The sequence below is a fragment of the Streptomyces sp. NPDC096324 genome (genome assembly GCF_044763015.1).
GTDB lineage: Bacteria > Actinomycetota > Actinomycetes > Streptomycetales > Streptomycetaceae > Streptomyces.
Map to the genome: position 1 here is coordinate 1 of NZ_JBIWFK010000034.1, position 15,439 is coordinate 15,439.

At 67.7% G+C, this 15,439-nt stretch carries 18 protein-coding genes, 1 tRNA gene and 1 pseudogene; 3 read left to right on the top strand and 17 right to left on the bottom strand.

Going from position 1 to position 15,439, the window contains the following annotated elements; translation table 11 throughout:
• Positions 1-1,561: 1,561 nt before the first annotated feature.
• Positions 1,562-1,669, bottom strand: a pseudogene (locus ACIQ7M_RS40630) (IS5/IS1182 family transposase); the annotation flags it as partial.
• Between the two features lie 377 nt (positions 1,670-2,046).
• Here ACIQ7M_RS40630 and ACIQ7M_RS40635 point away from each other — a divergent pair.
• Entirely contained in the window at positions 2,047-2,310 is a 264-nt protein-coding gene (locus ACIQ7M_RS40635; protein ID WP_403654125.1) for a hypothetical protein, read from the top strand.
• A gap of 239 nt (positions 2,311-2,549) precedes the next feature.
• Here ACIQ7M_RS40635 and ACIQ7M_RS40640 read toward each other — a convergent pair whose 3' ends face one another.
• Both ACIQ7M_RS40640 and dcd read right to left on the bottom strand, forming a co-directional pair.
• On the bottom strand, positions 2,550-3,059 hold the full coding sequence (locus ACIQ7M_RS40640; protein ID WP_403654128.1) for a phosphoribosyltransferase: 510 nt from the start codon (positions 3,057-3,059) through the stop codon (positions 2,550-2,552).
• A 10-nt stretch (positions 3,060-3,069) separates the two neighbouring features.
• Positions 3,070-3,645 (bottom strand): dCTP deaminase, encoded by a 576-nt coding sequence (gene dcd / locus ACIQ7M_RS40645; RefSeq protein WP_326786575.1) that lies wholly within the window; start codon positions 3,643-3,645, stop codon positions 3,070-3,072.
• 514 nt (positions 3,646-4,159) lie between these two features.
• On the opposite strand from dcd, the gene ACIQ7M_RS40650 reads away from it, so the two are divergent.
• Positions 4,160-4,233: transfer RNA gene (locus ACIQ7M_RS40650), tRNA-Gly, on the top strand.
• Positions 4,234-4,282: 49 nt separating this feature from the next.
• On the opposite strand, the gene ACIQ7M_RS40655 is transcribed toward ACIQ7M_RS40650, so the two are convergent.
• The 9 genes from ACIQ7M_RS40655 to ACIQ7M_RS40695 form a co-directional block, all read right to left on the bottom strand.
• Entirely contained in the window at positions 4,283-5,482 is a 1,200-nt protein-coding gene (locus tag ACIQ7M_RS40655) for a tyrosine-type recombinase/integrase (protein WP_403654132.1), read from the bottom strand.
• Entirely contained in the window at positions 5,482-5,694 is a 213-nt protein-coding gene (locus ACIQ7M_RS40660; RefSeq protein ID WP_403654135.1) for an excisionase family DNA-binding protein, read from the bottom strand. Before ACIQ7M_RS40660 ends, ACIQ7M_RS40655 begins: the two co-directional genes overlap by 1 nt.
• Positions 5,691-7,034, bottom strand: coding sequence for a replication initiator (locus ACIQ7M_RS40665; RefSeq protein ID WP_403654138.1), 1,344 nt, complete (start codon positions 7,032-7,034; stop codon positions 5,691-5,693). The genes ACIQ7M_RS40660 and ACIQ7M_RS40665 overlap by 4 nt, the downstream gene beginning before the upstream one ends.
• A 95-nt stretch (positions 7,035-7,129) precedes the next feature.
• Positions 7,130-7,435, bottom strand: coding sequence for a SpdD protein (locus tag ACIQ7M_RS40670; RefSeq protein ID WP_403654141.1), 306 nt, complete (start codon positions 7,433-7,435; stop codon positions 7,130-7,132).
• Between the two features lie 24 nt (positions 7,436-7,459).
• Positions 7,460-7,615 (bottom strand): hypothetical protein, encoded by a 156-nt coding sequence (locus tag ACIQ7M_RS40675; RefSeq protein WP_183117007.1) that lies wholly within the window; start codon positions 7,613-7,615, stop codon positions 7,460-7,462.
• Between the two features lie 15 nt (positions 7,616-7,630).
• Positions 7,631-7,810: a mobile element transfer protein gene (locus tag ACIQ7M_RS40680; RefSeq protein WP_403654144.1), complete on the bottom strand. Its 180-nt coding sequence runs from the start codon at positions 7,808-7,810 to the stop codon at positions 7,631-7,633.
• Positions 7,811-7,827: 17 nt separating this feature from the next.
• The gene (locus tag ACIQ7M_RS40685; RefSeq protein WP_403654147.1) at positions 7,828-8,529 is read right to left on the bottom strand and encodes a DUF2637 domain-containing protein; all 702 of its coding nucleotides are present in this window, start codon (positions 8,527-8,529) and stop codon (positions 7,828-7,830) included.
• A gap of 84 nt (positions 8,530-8,613) precedes the next feature.
• On the bottom strand, positions 8,614-9,981 hold the full coding sequence (locus ACIQ7M_RS40690) for an FtsK/SpoIIIE domain-containing protein (protein ID WP_403654150.1): 1,368 nt from the start codon (positions 9,979-9,981) through the stop codon (positions 8,614-8,616).
• Positions 9,982-9,986: 5 nt separating this feature from the next.
• A complete protein-coding gene (locus ACIQ7M_RS40695; protein WP_329299726.1) occupies positions 9,987-10,334 on the bottom strand; it encodes a hypothetical protein in 348 nt (115 codons plus the stop codon).
• Between the two features lie 266 nt (positions 10,335-10,600).
• On the opposite strand from ACIQ7M_RS40695, the gene ACIQ7M_RS40700 reads away from it, so the two are divergent.
• Entirely contained in the window at positions 10,601-11,098 is a 498-nt protein-coding gene (locus ACIQ7M_RS40700; protein ID WP_403654153.1) for a hypothetical protein, read from the top strand.
• A 104-nt stretch (positions 11,099-11,202) separates the two neighbouring features.
• On the opposite strand, the gene ACIQ7M_RS40705 is transcribed toward ACIQ7M_RS40700, so the two are convergent.
• From ACIQ7M_RS40705 to ACIQ7M_RS40725, 5 genes are all read right to left on the bottom strand, one after another.
• Positions 11,203-12,024, bottom strand: a complete 822-nt coding sequence (locus ACIQ7M_RS40705) for an integrase (protein WP_403654156.1) — start codon at positions 12,022-12,024, stop codon at positions 11,203-11,205.
• Positions 12,021-12,872, bottom strand: coding sequence for a sigma factor-like helix-turn-helix DNA-binding protein (locus tag ACIQ7M_RS40710; protein ID WP_403654159.1), 852 nt, complete (start codon positions 12,870-12,872; stop codon positions 12,021-12,023). The genes ACIQ7M_RS40705 and ACIQ7M_RS40710 overlap by 4 nt, the downstream gene beginning before the upstream one ends.
• A gap of 175 nt (positions 12,873-13,047) precedes the next feature.
• Positions 13,048-13,455 (bottom strand): ATP-binding protein, encoded by a 408-nt coding sequence (locus ACIQ7M_RS40715; protein ID WP_403654163.1) that lies wholly within the window; start codon positions 13,453-13,455, stop codon positions 13,048-13,050.
• An 83-nt stretch (positions 13,456-13,538) separates the two neighbouring features.
• Positions 13,539-14,399: a helix-turn-helix domain-containing protein gene (locus tag ACIQ7M_RS40720; protein WP_403654166.1), complete on the bottom strand. Its 861-nt coding sequence runs from the start codon at positions 14,397-14,399 to the stop codon at positions 13,539-13,541.
• 118 nt (positions 14,400-14,517) lie between these two features.
• Positions 14,518-15,213 (bottom strand): hypothetical protein, encoded by a 696-nt coding sequence (locus ACIQ7M_RS40725; RefSeq protein WP_403654169.1) that lies wholly within the window; start codon positions 15,211-15,213, stop codon positions 14,518-14,520.
• Between the last annotated feature and the right edge of the window lie 226 nt (positions 15,214-15,439).

Consider the following 15,439-nt stretch of genomic DNA (forward strand, 5'->3'; position numbering starts at 1 on the left):
ACGATTCCTTGAAAGGACAGCCCGAAGCGTCAATCGTTCGGTGGGTCAGGCCGCCGAGCGATGCCACGACCCATCCTCACAGTCGTTCGTCCGGCGGGGCGCTCCACCTTGACGCCCTGAACCACGCCCGCTCCACGGTGTGTGGGTCGACGGCAGACGGGATGGGAGCTGGGGTGAGTGGCAGGCTGAGGCCACGAGCGCAGTAGCTGGCCGAGACGACCGGTCCGGCGCCCTCGCCCATGCTTCTTGGGCTTGTGCAGGAGTCATCTCACATTGTTCGATCTATCCCATGACACAGCGATCTTTCGTAGGCGAGATCAAGCGCCGCTTTAGCCCGCATCCCACTCAAATACCAAGAACAACATGGCAGAAACTGAATCGAGCGAAGACGGACTCAGGTTGGCCGCTGCTGACGCTCAATTTCCTTGGCTTCGCCCTCTTCGGTGGGGATTCGATATATATTGCAACTTCTGTGCACGCATTCTCAGCCCTGTATTGGTGGTTCGGCGTCAGCTGCATCCTTGGCCTGTTGCGAACTGGACACGTAATGGCGTGCGTCGCCAGAGGCGACGCAGGGCAGCTCGCACCCCAGGTGCCCGAAGCCGCACCACAGGTGTCCGAAACCTTGCCGCGAAGCGGCAGGTATCGAGGGAAGCACACCTGAGTCCGGACGTGGCCGGAGCGCGATCCGCGGGCCGTGCCACTCTCGCGCCAGAACAGACGGGAACTCACGGGGAACTGAGGTTCACTGGATGTACTCCGGCGGCCCCGATCAGGCCGGGAAATCCGCAGGTCACGCCTACGATCAGCCAACCTCGCCCCTAAAAGCGGTGGTCGACCAGCTGTACAGCAGCGAAGTACCGCAACCTTCGTGACTGGCCCCGAGCGTCATTGACCCTGGGTGACCGTCTGACGTGCCCGGCAGACCTCAGCGACCGCCCCGCCCGTAGTTCGCATCGAGGGGCAGGGAGCCGTAAGGGCTATGAGCGGCCGGAGACGGACGAGCGCCGTTCGCGAGTGCCGGCCGGAGCGTGGGTGACTGGCTGCCTATGGGAAGGTCTTGCATGTGATGGGTCAGGATGGCGTCCGGGTCCGCGAGCTCGCACTCGTGGACGGGGTTCGCCATGCGGACGTTGTGCGTGTTCATCGCGAGGCGCTCCATGTGCTGCGTTCGAGCATCGACGCAGCCCACATTGATGCCTACAGCGGTGACGCCTGGCCGCCTGAGATCCTGCACTCGTACGAGCGCGCCCTCCAGCTTGCTCGTGAGGAGGTCGCACGCGGTCATCGTCGCAGGCGCTCCGATCCCGGGATGGGGATCGACATTGATGTCCGCGACGACGGGCAGTTCGAAGTGCTGTCGGACTTGGCCCCTTACACAATCCACGCCGAAGGCTGGCGGAACGGTCGGCAGGTCTTCAGCGCAAGCGACACGGGAACCGCCCTGTGGATCGAGGTCACGCAGGAACAGGAAGCAGCACTTATGTCCCGACTGGGTCTGCTGGGGATCCCATCGGGTGTGCTCACCGTCCTGGCTCCCGGGCGCTAAGGCCATTGCCGACGCGGGCTCGCGGAGCCACAGGACCAGCGAGGCAAAGCGGAGTCCGGCCTGGTAGCCATCCGTGAGCTTGTCGAACCGGGTCGCTACCGCGCGGAACTGCTTGAGCCGTTGGAGTGTGGGCACCAGCGTCACGACCGGCAGATCCCCAGACCGGTCTTGCGGCGGGGAGTCAAAGCCGCTGATTCTCCTGACATCAGCGACTGACACCAACAAGGGCGAACGACCGTGGTCAACGCTGAACGTCAGCGGACAGCCAGTCCAGGCGCCGGGTGGGTGGACCAACACCGGCAGCCCCCCGTCATTGACCTGATAAAGATGAGGCCGGACTTTCAACTCTGCGGCTGGCACGGGTGCTGTTCCAATCCATAGGCGTCGCCCAGTGGCTTGGCTCGGTCATTTGAGACTCCGGCCCAAGCCGCTCACGCCCGGGTGGGTACACTCCCGTCCGCTTGGGTCACCAGGCCCTCACGATGGGGGATCGACACATGTACTCGATCATCGGCGCGCTGTTTCGCGGGGCGAAGCGTCTTTTCGGACCGGTGTGGGGGATCAGGCTTGTCAACCTGGTGCTGTTCATCTACTTCAGCGTGGCGACGATCACCGACGAAGGCGGGGAGCGTGTCTTCGCGATCGGTGGGGCAATCTTCGTCCTGGTCGAGTCGGGACTCATCGAGTGGGAGCGTATGCATCCGCGGCCGAAGAAGCGTCGACGGACCGTCTCCAGTCCGTCCGAGGTAGGCCAGCGTTGAACGTTGCCCAGCCGATCAGCGCGGGCCAGAAGCCAGCTGTACAGCACTGCGGTACCGCAACCCCAGCGCCTGCCTCTGTCCGCTGCCGTCCCTCAGTGGCCTCGAAGCGACCGGAATGACCGTCGTTGACCGAACTGGCTAGAGCTACGGATCAGAAGGGGGCCTGAGGGTCCGGATAGCAAGAGAGTCCCACGCTGGATCAGCGAGGGACTCTCTCAAGTATCTGAAGAAGACGCAGGTCAGAGCGCTTCCTTTGACGGCGTGATCGGCTCGCCGGACTTACGTACTACAGGCAAAACACTCCACGGGAAGTTGATCCACTCGTCGGTGCGCTTCCAGACGTACTCGCACTTCACGAGCGACTGGGTCTTCTCGTAGATCACCGCGCTGCGGACCTCGGCGACCTCGCCGACGCAGAAGTCGTGCACGAGCTTGAGCGTCTTGCCCGTGTCGGCGACGTCGTCGGTGATCAGGACCTTCTTGTCGGAGAAGTCGATCGCGTTGGGGACGGGGGCGAGCATCACCGGCATCTCCAGCGTCGTCCCCACCCCCGTGTAGAACTCGACGTTCACCAGGTGGATGTTCTTGCAGTCGAGGGCGTAGGCGAGCCCGCCCGCGACGAAGACACCGCCACGGGCGATCGACAGCACGATGTCGGGCTCGTACCCGTCGTCGGCGATGGCCTGGGCGAGTTCGCGCACGGCGACGCCGAATCCCTCGTAGGTGAGGTTCTCCCGTTCGGAGGACATGGTCACCGCCTCAGACCTGGGTCCGGTGGAAGTTCAGGAAGGACCGGGAGGCCGTCGGCCCGCGCTGGCCCTGGTAGCGGGAGCCGTACCGGTCGCTGCCGTAGGCGAACTCGGCCGGCGAGCTGAGCCGGAACATGCAGAGCTGCCCGATCTTCATCCCCGGCCACAGCTTGATCGGCAGGGTCGCGAGGTTGGACAGTTCGAGGGTGACGTGCCCGGAGAACCCGGGGTCGATGAACCCCGCGGTGGAGTGGGTGACCAGGCCCAGCCGTCCCAGAGAGCTCTTGCCCTCGAGTCGCGAGGCGAGGTCGTCGGGCAGCGAGATGACCTCGTACGTGCTGGCGAGAACGAACTCTCCGGGGTGGAGGATGAACGGCTCGTCACCCTCGGGCTCGACGAGCCGCGTGAGATCCGCCTGCTCGACCGAGGGGTCGATGTGGGGGTAGCGGTGATTCTCGAACACCCGGAAGTAGCGGTCGAGCCGCACGTCGATGCTCGACGGCTGCACCATGGATTCGTCGTAGGGATCGATCCGGACCCGCCCGGCGTCGATCTCGGCCCGGATGTCCTTGTCTGAGAGAAGCACGTCCTGAGGATACGCAAGGCGCGCGGAGCCACGACAATCGTGCGGCTCCGCGCGCCCGTCCTACGTGCCCGTCCTACTGCTCCGTCCCTGCCCTCTCCAGCGTCACCGGCACCACACTGCGGAGCCGGGCACAGCGTGGACACCGGAGCAGCCGGCCGGGGCCGAGCCGCTCGGCCTGCTGCATCGGGAACGAAGCGGTGCTGAACACGTGCCCCTCGGCACAACGGACGACGGTGCGCTCCATCAAGTCCCAGAGTCCCTTCCCCAAGAGCCGCGTCAGGCTGATGCCCTGACAACGAACGCCACATTACGGGATGAAAGGGACGGCTCTCCAGGCGGCACTCCGGCCCCGCCCGGACCCACTTCAACGCCCCCACCGTACGCCCCAACTCCGGTCCCCCGCAGCCGCGTCCACCCCTCCGAGACGCGGACCGGCCTCGCGGCTTCGACGCCGGGGGCCGGGCATGAGGTACAGTGAGCGAGCATTCGGACACCGGCCCAACCGGCGTCTTTCGCGGGTGTAGTTTAGTGGTAGAACATCAGCTTCCCAAGCTGAGAGTGCGAGTTCGATTCTCGTCACCCGCTCCATGGATAAGGCCCAGGTCACAGACCCGGGCCTTTTTGCTGTCCACTGTGATCACTCGCCGCGTGCCAGATCCGTGCCAGAACGCTGATCGCCCGGATCATCGGTGTTCTCTACTGGCACGGCAGCAACTTCCTGTACTTCCTGCCGCGCCCGGCGGACGGTCGCGTCGAGTCCCGCAGCAACTTCCTGCTGTCGATCGTCGTCGGAGTGCTGATAGATCAGCGCCGCCCTCTCCGAGGACTGGCCGGCCCGCACCATCGTGTCCTTGAGCGTCGCGCCGGAGCGTGTGGACAGGGTGTGTCCGGTGTGCCGGAGGTCGTAGAAGCGGAAGCCCTCGGGCATGCCGACCAGTGCCCGTGCCCTTCTCCACTTCGTGCCGAAGGTGCTGCGCCGGAAGGGAGCTCCCTTCTCCCCGACGAAGATCAGACCGTCGGGCCCCTCCTCGGCGTACGACTCCAGGTGCCAGCGCAGCTCACGCTGGAGGAACGCGGGAAGGACGACCGTCCGAGTACCGGCCTCGGTTTTGGTCTCGCCCTGCACGCGGCGCCCGTTCATCCGCTCCGGCTCGGCAAGACGGACGCGAATGCGCAGGGCGTCGAGGTCGACGTCTCGGCGCCGGAGGCCGGCCAGCTCTTCCGGCCGCATCGGGCCGTAGGCGCCGAGGTAGACCATGAGGCGCCAGCGCATCCCGACGGCGTTGGCGAGAGCGTCGACCTGGGAAACGGTCGCGATGGGCCGCTCGACGGCCTTCTCCTTGCCACCACCCTTGATCCGGCACGGGTTCCGCTGGATCAGCTCGTCGTCAACGGCCGTTTCCATGATGGCTTTGAGGAGCCGGTACGCCTTGGCGGTGATCGTTTTGGCGCCGGTGACCCGCAGCCGCTCGGTGCGCCACTCGCGGACGCGAGGCGCGGTGATCTCGTCCAAGTCCGACTCGGAGAAGGAGAAGAGATGCTTGTCGAGGAGGTACCGGTAAAGATCGCGGGTCAGAGGCGCGAGCTCTCGCTCCTCGATCCACTTGTCCGCGTAGGCACGGAAGCTCACCGCTCCCGCCTCGGGGTCACGCCACTCCCCCCGGCGGATCTCGGTCTGCTTCTCGGCGAGCCAGTCGTCCGCGTCCGCCGTCGTCTCGAAGGTGAACGGCGCCGGACGCATCACTCCGTCGGGCCCGGGATAACGGGCCTGATAGCGGCCGGACTTGAGACGTCGAATCGCGCCGAACCGGCGCCGCCTGCCCTTGCTGTTGGCCATCAGGCGGCCCTTCCGTAGCGGGGGCGAGCCCGCCTCAGCGGCTGCACAGTGCGGGACCGGATGAACTCTTCGACCGCGCTTTCCGGGATGCGCACATGTCGACCGACCTTCACGTACCGAATGCGGCGCTCCTCGATCAGCCGCCGCGGGAAGCGGACCGAGGTACCGAGCAGTTCGGCCACCTGGTCGACGGAGAGATGGCGCTCACTCATGCGGGTACTCCCTCGTCTGGATCTGAGGTCTTGGGTCGGGCAGTGGCAAACCAGGACTCGGCGGCGGTCAGTCCGGTTCCGGCGAAGCGCCAGTGCGAGAGGACGAGGACGGTGTCCGGGTCGGGCAGCGGGTGGCCCGCCTCGGCGGCGCGTTCGCGGGTGCGTGCCTCGTTGTGGTCGGCACGTTCCTGGCGGAGGGCGCCGAGGGTGACGGAGTAGGCGCGGGACTTGGTGGAGAAGTGGCCGCGGAAGCCGAGCATGTGGGCCCACTTGCGCAGGCGTAGTTCTTCGAGTTCGGGCAGGGCGCCCAGGCGCCAGCAGGTGAGGATCATCTGTCGGGCGTGGTCGGTGACTTGGGTGCCGATGAGGTCGGTGACGGGGTTGCGGATGGGGCGGTCCAGGGTGCCCGCGCTTTCGGCGCCCTTGGTCGCGTACTTGGCGATGTACGCGGCGACGGCGCGGCTGCTCAAGTTGGTGGCGCCGGTGAAGTCGGCGGACTGGATTGGGCGGACGTCGAGCTGTTCGCCGAAGCGGAAGGTGTGGGCGCGGCCGTCAAGGACCGGGCCGGGCGTCTCGGCGAGGGCGGCGGCCGAGCGGATGGCGTCGGTGAGGAGTTGGGTGGTGGCCCAGGCTGGCGGGGCGTCCTCGGCTCCGTCCGGCCCGTCGAGGCGGATCACGGCGTGGAAGTGGACGGCGCCCCGTCGCTGGTACTCGGCGACCTTGGCGTACGACACCTTGAGGCAGTCGCGCAGCTTCGAGCGACCGATGCCCGCGCGGGACGCCAACTGCTGGCGCAGGTACGTGACGAAGCGGGCCCACAAGGCACCGGCGTGGGCGTTCCACAGGACGGCGGCGCGGTAGTCGTAGCGGTCCGCGTTCAGCGGGGTGCCGATTTCGGCGTCTCCGTCCGCGTGCAGACGCCCGCAGCGGCAGCGTCCGCCACCGGGCCGGTTGTGGACGGGGCCGAAGGACGGTGCGGTGAAGGTGACGAAGACGCGGGGGTGTTCGGCGACCGCGGGACCGATGCCCTTGCCGCCGCTGAGGCCGGCTGTGACGAGGTGGAAGGTGTCCTTGCGGTAGACCTCGGCGCAGGCGGCACAGCGGGTTGCGCGGCGGTTGTTGCAGCGGATGAGGAGTTGTCCGGCGGGAAGGTCGTGGTCGGCGATCTCCCGGACGATCTCGCCGGTGGCGGCGAGGACGTCCAAGCGGTGACCCTCCATCCGTACGGGTCGCTCGCAGCCGCCGAGTCGTTGGATCTGATGCGCGTAGGTGCTCAGGTCGCCGAGCTGGGCGAGGGCCGCCAGTTGGCGGACGGCTCCGGTGGGAGCCTCGGGGCGCATGTGCGGGTTCCTCCTTGAGGGAACGAGTTAAGACAGCGCCTGGCTTGTCCAGGGGACTAGACACCGTGGGCAAGTCAGGGCGCGGACAAGTGAAATCAGCGGCGGTCGCTCTTGAGGATCGAGCGGACGGTGACCGCGCAGACGGCCACGGAGGCGGCGGTGATCGCGACGGCGAGGAGCATGGAGACCAGGACGGCCCCCACGATCAGGACGACGGCGGCGCCGCCCACCACGAGGGTCAGCGCGCTTCCCGGGGTGAGCTGCATGACAGGACGGTTCGGAGCCGCCTCTGTGGGAGCAGGCGCCGTAGCGCGCTGGAGGGGAACCGGGCTGTGGGCGGTCGAAGGCGGAGCGGCGGGTACCGGGGCGGTGTCCATGGGCGGGTACTTGGGTTTGAACATGGAGCGGACTCCCTTCTGTACGGGCTACTTGAGGGCGGGGTCGATGGCGGGGGCGAGGAAGCTCCCGGCGGCGAGGTAGCCGCCGAGGAGGAGCACGACGACGAGCCACCACGGTGGGCGGGCGAGCCGGACGCCGAGGGCCCCGACGGCGAGGAGGGCGAGCCAGAGCGGGACATGCACGTCTGTCGTCTCCTGTCAGGCGCGGCAGCGGTGGATGCGGGCGGCGAGTTCGGCGGCTGCGCGGCTGTCGTACTCGGTGGAGAAGTCGCAGCGCGGGGCGGTGCAGGCGGCGACGTGTCGGGTACGGCCTCGGGAGAGGTACGAGGCGACCTGTACGGGGCCGATGCGGCGGACGTCTCGGAAGCGTGGCGTCATGGCGGGCGTCTCCCTGGTCAGAGGTGCACGGCGACGGCCGGCGTCATGGACGCGGGTAGGCCGAGCCGGGCACGGACGGCGTCGGGGTCGGCAGGTTCGCCGGTAGTGGAGCGGAGCTCTCGGGCGAGCGCTTGGGCACGGTCGACGAGGGCGGGTGGGAGGTGGACGGTCGAGGCGGGCACCGGTGCCGGGCCCGCGTTGGACGTGAGCTCCAGGGCCGGGATGAGGTCGGGCTCTGCCGTGCCACTGACTGTCGGTTCGGCGACCGCGGGAGTGGGAACGAGCGGCATCGACTCCCCCACCTCGGGCCCCGTCGACGCACTACGGTCGGCGCCGTCCGAGGTGCGGGGTGTGTGGGCCAGCAGCGTGCCGCCGAAGAAGGCCACGGCCGGCCAGCCCGCGACGACCACTCGGAGCAGGGCGGGGACGTGGTTCAGGTCGAGGAGTCCGGCGGTGGCGATGTTTGCACCGAGGGACGCCGCGAGGGCGATCAGGAACCACAGCCGAGGCCCACCGGCCGGGAGCCCGGCGCGTTGCTGTTCGCGCATTCGCCGCCAGGCGGCGACCAAGAGCAGGTCGACGGAGACGGGGTAGGCCCACGCCTTCCAGCCGCCTTGTCCCGCCGCTTCGGCCAGGTCGTGCAGGTGGGAGAAGGACAGGGCGCCCGCGATGACGGCTTGGATGATCACGGCGTCCACACGGGCCGGTAGAGCTCGCATCGGCACGGACTCCTTCCGGTTCGAGGCATGGGAGGGGTAGGGACACGGCGCGAGGCGGTCACGCTGACCGGGGAAGCGGTGCTGCTACTCGGTCACCGGGCGCGGGGCGGCGGCGGTGGAGGGCGTGGGCTTCTCCACGGCTTCCGGAGCGACGGTCGGCCGGAAGGCGGCGAGGCGGGGCAGGTTCGGGACCAGGTCCGCGGTGGCGCGGCAGACGGCCGCAGCATCGTCCAGGGTGAGGTGCGGTGAGCGGGCACGGGACCAGCCGCCCGAGGAGTCGCCGACGACGGCCACACCGGGGCGGTCGGCGGGAATGCCGGTCGCGGCGAGCGCGGCTTCCGGGGAGATGTCGGCTAGGGCCATGTTGGCGGAGGACTCATCGTTGACCCGGTGGCAGACGCGGCCGGTGAGCTGGGCCCGCAGCATGGTGGCGCCCTTGCCGAGTTCGGATCCGAAGCGTTGTCCGCAGACCTCCAGGTAGATGCCCGCGGCGCGGCCGAGCTGGGCGATCCGGATCAGCTTGGTGACCATGGCGTCCCGGCGCTTCTCGTCATCGCGGCTCGCGGCGAGGAAGAGTTCCGCAACTTCGTCGACGACGACCACGATCGGCACGGGTCGCACCGCGTCGGGCAGGCCCCATACATCGGAGGTGAGTACGGCGTCCGGGCCCGATCCGGAGGTAGCGCCGATCAGCCGGAACCGTTCCTCCATCTCCTCCAGGAGGACGTCCAGGAGTTCGTTCGCGCGGCCCGAGGTGTCGGCGAGCGCGGACAACCGGGGCGCGAACGGCGCCAGTTCGACGCCCCACTTGCAGTCGATGCCGACGAGGACGACCCGTTGCCGGGCCAGACCGCACAGCAGGTTGCGCAGGTAGACGGACTTGCCGGACTGAGTGGCGCCGAGGATCAGTTCGTGCGGCACGGTACGGAAGTCCCGCACGTGCCAACTCCCGTCGTCCCGTAGAGCGAGAGGCAGGGTCAGCGGTCCGCCGGAGAACCGGCGCCGGACGGGACGCACGTTGGCGAGTACGTCCCAGCCGATGAGCCGCAGTTCGAGACGTCCGGGCTTGGTGGGGCGGATGTGGACGGCGTGGGCTGCCCAGGCGTGGCGCAAGCGGTCGGCGGAGGCGGCGAAGTCCTCCGGCGCCTGTCCGGTCGCCATACGCAGTCGCATCACGAGCCCCGAGCCGGTGGGCAGGGGAAGCGACCGGCGCGGCGGCACTGGGGACGCCTCCCGCCCCATCATCCGGGCCGTCGCTCGCCGTACAGCAGAGGCCGGGACGGTCAGGCCGCACGCGTCCATGGTGGCGCGGTAGGTGGTGAGCACGCGCAGGGCGACAACCGGATAGCCGATGAGCCACCAGAAGACGACCGGCAAGCGGTGCCGCAGCACCTGCAAGGCCACGGCCAGGGCCACCAGCCCTAAGAGCAGCGTCCACACGAAGTTGGTCATGGCGTTCAGCCCTGCACCGAGGCGGGGACGTTGGCCATGACGGCATCGGCCCGATAGGCGATCCCGTGCCGCGCACGACCGCCGAACTCGCTCTCCCACGGCCGTGCGACCAGGCCGGAAAGAATCACCGGCGTGCCCATGACCAGGCCCTCACCGACACCCTTGGCCGGCACGGTCACCTTGACCATGTCCGAACCACCCTGGGCGATGAAGACCACCTCCAGCACCATCAGCCGGTCGTTGGTCACCGGGTCCACGGCGATCTCGCCCGTCTGCCGGTCCTTCACCTTCACCTCGGGCAGCTTGGTGACGAGGAGCGTCGCGGCCGAAGTGTCCACGGGGATGACACGCATTCTGTTGACCTCACTGAGTCGGTGACGCCGCTTCCGACGCCATCTCGATTGGATACCCCCCTAGACAATGCAAGGAGAGAGACCTCCCTAACTGTCTAGGGGGGTTGACGGCAACTGTAAGCCGACGGCTCGTCAATTGTCTAGGGGGGTATACGGGATGTCGGAACTCAGGTTCCGGTCCCGCTTTGTGGAGCGGTCCGCGGCCCCTGGAGCCTGGGCGGCCCCTTCGTGGCTCGCTGACGGACCTGTTTGGGATCATGCCCTGCATGGACTTCAACCTCGCTCCACCGAACGGCGTTGGCCCGTTGCAGATCGGCATGACTCGCGAGTCGGCCAACGCGGCGCTGGACTCGCTACGTGATCTCTCCACGGTGTCGGAGTCCGACCGGCCGGGTCAGCACGTCTTCCGTCCCAGTGGGCTGATGATCAGCATCCACTGCACACGAGACGTGCTCGAAGCCATTGAGCTTGGGAGGCCGTCAACTCAGACGGACCGAGTCGTCTTCCGAGGCATGGACGTGTTCGCGATCCCGGCCCGCGAGTTGGTGCAACGCATGGGCGAGTACACCTCGATCGAGGCGGATCCCGACGACCGAGCGTCTTTCGTCGCCTCAGACCTGCTCCTGAGCTTCTGGCGCCCGTTCGCTGCGGACGACGAGCCAGGCGAGGAGCAGGGCTACTACTTCAGCTCGGTCCTGCTGGCACGGCCTGGCTATTACGACACCCCTGCTCAGGCCGCGGAGCGACTCCGGCAGAGCCGGTAACTGTCCCGCCAGGATGCCAGCAGGACCCGGAACTCATCATCAGGGCGCCGACCGGATCGGCGAACCGCCCCTCGCCGTCGCACATTCACCCATGGATCGCAGCGTTACGACAGAACCCAATGCAGGACCGTCGCGTCATCCTGCGCCTTGCCTCGCGGCCAACGCCGACCGTCAGGGTCGCCCGCCTCCGCCTCCCGCACACGGCGGATCAGCCCATCGGGCCCGACCGACCCCACAACGGCCAACGTGTCCTGCCAGGTGGCCAGTTCGAAGAGGTCGACAAGTCGCGTCGCGCCATCACTCAGCAGCGTCACCGAGGTCAGTGACTCCACCGGCACCGTCCCGGTGAAGCCGTGCTCGGCCGCCAGCGGGTCAGGCCCCGCGATCCAGAAACCGCCCGGCTGATTCCGCAGTCCCGTCAAGGCGTCGCGATACTCCGCCAGCGCGACCGCGTGTTCAGGTGAACCGGTGGACAGCGCGTCGACCGATGCGCGAAGACGCTTGCCCACCTCGTCCAACCGTTGGTCCGTGACGGCGGTCGTCTTCCCGTCCAGGTCGGCGAGGAGGAGCGTCGAGTCACCCAGTACGAGGTACTCCAGAACCCCCGAACCGGCCCGGACGGCGACAACCGTACTGGTCGGGCTGGCCCGATGGGCCAGGTCACAGGTGTCCCCATGGAGAGAGCGGACAGCCCGGATCGAGTCGGCCAGGCACTCGACGAGCGGCCGGGTCGACTGCGTGCTGATGTTGCTCAGCAGAAGGCCGCCCAACGTCGCGGAGAACCACGCGATGCCGTGTACGCACCCGGTCTCTGCCCCAGCCACTCCAGCCCCGTCGAGGAGGACGGCTGCACCAGGAACGGCAGCAGCGAAATCCTCGTTCACTCGCGACGGTCCGGCCGACTGCGAGCCGAGGGCGACCTTCACGCCGTCGCCCCCTCGTCGTGCAGGTAGAGGGGACAGAGCAGTTCGACGGACCGCGGCTCGTCGGTCTCGGGGTCGTAATCGACGCTCACCAGCGTGGAGAAGTGTCGTTCGCCCACTTGCCCCCAGAGCGTGTTGAGATCGGAGGCAAGCAGATGGACGACGCCGAGGGAGCCCGCGGTGTGGATGCCGGCGATGGCGAGCACCGAGCCCCTCCCGTCCGGACGGGGCAGCCGACCGAGGTATCCGACGTCATGCGGGCGATATGGCTCGGTGTCCGCTCCGGCGCCGTACGACGTGCCGGTACGACGGTCCACCAGGGCCCACGGCTCACCCTCCGGATGCTCCCAGGCAAGGACGGGATCCTGGGCGTACAAGTCGCTCATGGCCTCGGACATGCCCGGCCCGCAGACGACGACCAGGCCGTCACGGTTGAGGTCGACCTCACCGCCCACCTGCACATGCCCGGAGCTGACATCGAGCCCGTAGGACTTGGCCAGCTCTTCGAGCCTCTTCCCGGAGTTCATGTCAGCCATGGCGACAACCGGCCGCTTCTTCTCGCCGTCCCACCGCAACGGAGTGACCACAGTGACGGCGCCAGCGCCCAGGAAAGCGCCCTCCGGTGCAGGCCCGGTGTGCCGGATCTGGTGAATCCGCCCGCGGCTCAGACCTGCCTTTTCGGCGATCTGCGCATACGACAGCCCCTGCGCGTGCAGGTCCTGCACCACACGCCGACGCAGCCGAGCGAGTTCCGTAACTTCCTGCTGCGCGTCGGCCAACCTGGTCGTGACCTCACGCAGCAGCAAGTACGGATCATCGATGGCCGCGATCCGCTGCAACTCGTCCGACATGCCCACACCTCCTAGACGCACCCAGGAGTCTAGGGCCCTAGACGGTTCGGGCGGGAGACGCCGTCCCGTTCGAAAATCAACTACATAGAAGCCCGACCGATAGCCAGGTATCCCGCGAGGACTCATCCCCCGCCGCCCGCGGGGCACGCAAGGCGGCCGACCGGAGCGGCGGGGATCATGTGCCGGCTCGCGCGAGCTCGGCCCAGACGGACCGGCCGTGCATCCGCTCCTTCACTCCCCAGTCCTTGGCGCAGGTCGCCATCAGCAACAGCCCGCGCCCACCTTCCTCCTCCCAGTCATTGGCGGCGAGCAGTTGCGGTCTGCCGTCGCCCCCCTCGTCGATCACCTCGATGCGCACCCAGTCGTCGTCGAGCACGACGATCACGAGAAACCAGCCGCCCTTACGGCCGCTCCGGGAGTGCCGGATGGCATTGGACGCCAGCTCGCTGACGATGAGGACGGCGTTCTCCACCATGCGGGGACCCTCGGTCTCCATCAGTGCGGCGACGAAGTATCGGGCTTCAGCGACCTGTTGCGGCAGGCCAGGGAACGGACGGCACCACTTCGCAAGCAAGAGGAACACTCCTCGTCTAGAGGGCTAGACAGCACGCAGGCAGACTATTCCTAGGCGCGCCAAGCTTCTAGGCATTCAGAGGAATTATTCCTCTATGGAGTGACGTCCTCAGCCACGTCTCGCAGATCCCCCATGATTCGCATGAGTAGTTCCCGCGCTCCATCGCCGAAGACAGCCGCGCTCTCGAACTGGGCGAACGCCTCCTCGTACGAGGCGAACACATCCGGATCCTTCTCCGCCCGCTCGTCCCGGAAGGTCTCCACGACCACCGTCTCCTGGTCGCACAAGGTGAAGCCGTGCCGCGGCACGCCCGGCACAGGTCGGTCCCACGGAAGGACTCCGAACCGCACAGTGGTCAGGCTCTCCACCGCGAGCAGCCGGTCGAGCTGAGCAAGCATCAGGGCCGGACTTCCGGGCCACGTCCGGAGCGCGCCCTCGGTCACTACGAAGACGGATTCCCGTCCGGGCTCGTACAAGACGCTCTGCCGCTCCACCCGAGCCGCGACAGCCTTGCCCACATCGGCCGCTTCCGCACCGGGCGTGCTCGCGAAGACGTGCCGGGCGTACTCCGCGCTCTGGAGCATGGCCGGCAGGACAACGCACTGAAACGATCGAACGAGCCGGGCCTCGCGCACCGCCAGGTCGACAACGGCATCCGCGGAAGCACTCAAGCCCGCGAGGGTCTCGTCTGCGCCCACGGACGGAGCCGACTCGACTTCCGCGAGAGCCACCCGCAACTCGGCGACAACAGCGGCATCCAGGCCGAGAGCTCCGGACAGGCGGTCGAGGACGTCACGGCTGGGGACCATCCGCCCGTTCTCCACCTTGGACACCGTCGGCTGACCCACTCCAGCCCGCTGCGCCAACACAGCACCAGTCAGGCCGGCATCCACGCGCAGAGCCCGAAGACGAGCCCCCAGCGTCCGCATTCGCTCCTGCCGCTCACTCCCCATACCCAGCGTTCTACACCAACCTCTGACGAGCACCCAGCCCAACGATCACACCAGCCCGCGATCACGTGCCCGGTACCGCTTCCGGAACGTTCACCGTGTCGCGGCACCCGCCACGTCGTCAGCTGGTCCAGGGCAGGCGGATAGCTTCGATCTCTGGATCCGCGAGCAGCGCCTCAACCAGCGGGCGGGGGCCACACACCTTGGTGCCCCAGAGGTCGTAGTCGGTGAAGACGACCCAGGAACGATCTACGGCCCACAGGTTGGACGGGGTATAGAGGATGTCCGGGTTATCGAAGAGCCTCTGAGCGTCGCCCAAGCGGCCGGAGCGAACCTGCCCCTTCTCAAAGTCCCTTGTGACGAGCGGGTTGTAGTACGCCAGGCAAGCAGTGTCCGGCCCCTGGGGGCTGTGCGCGGTAAGAAACCGGATCAGCTGATCCCATGTCGGCCTGTCGAGACTGCCTTCGGCGGGCCATTCGACGGAGTCTTGCCCAAAGCCCGCCCTCTTCCAGGAAGGGAAGCAACGATGGCAGGGGTACATGCCCTGCGGCACAACCGGATCACCAATACGGGCGGCCAACTCTGCCCAACGCAACCGCTCCCAACCCGGCCCGGGATGCTCATTTCGGCTCTGACTGTCGTTGACCGAATCGCCTGCGGCTACCCCGCGTTGATACATGCCGCTGAGCACCCAAGCGGCGTCAGGAAGCGCCGGCGCCTCGTAGCCGGTGAGGCCATCGTTCTGGGCAAGCGCGGCGAGCCAGTCGGTCTCGGAAGCGAGCGCGAGAGGCCACAGGGCGAGGATGTCATCGAGCATAGCGCCAGGCTACGGGCCCAAGCTGCGGCCAGCGCGACCCGGTGAATCATCCCAGTCGAAGCGGTGCCAAGCATCAACCGAGGCAAGGCAAGCCCAACGATCACGGTGTGATTCAAAGTTTCTCTACTGGTTCAAGCCCCGGCTGCGCTCCGCTCCGCCGGGCGGGCTCCCGGCTCCGCTCGGGGCGCCGCTCCTGCCTTCGGCCCGCTCCGCCCCGGCTGCGCCG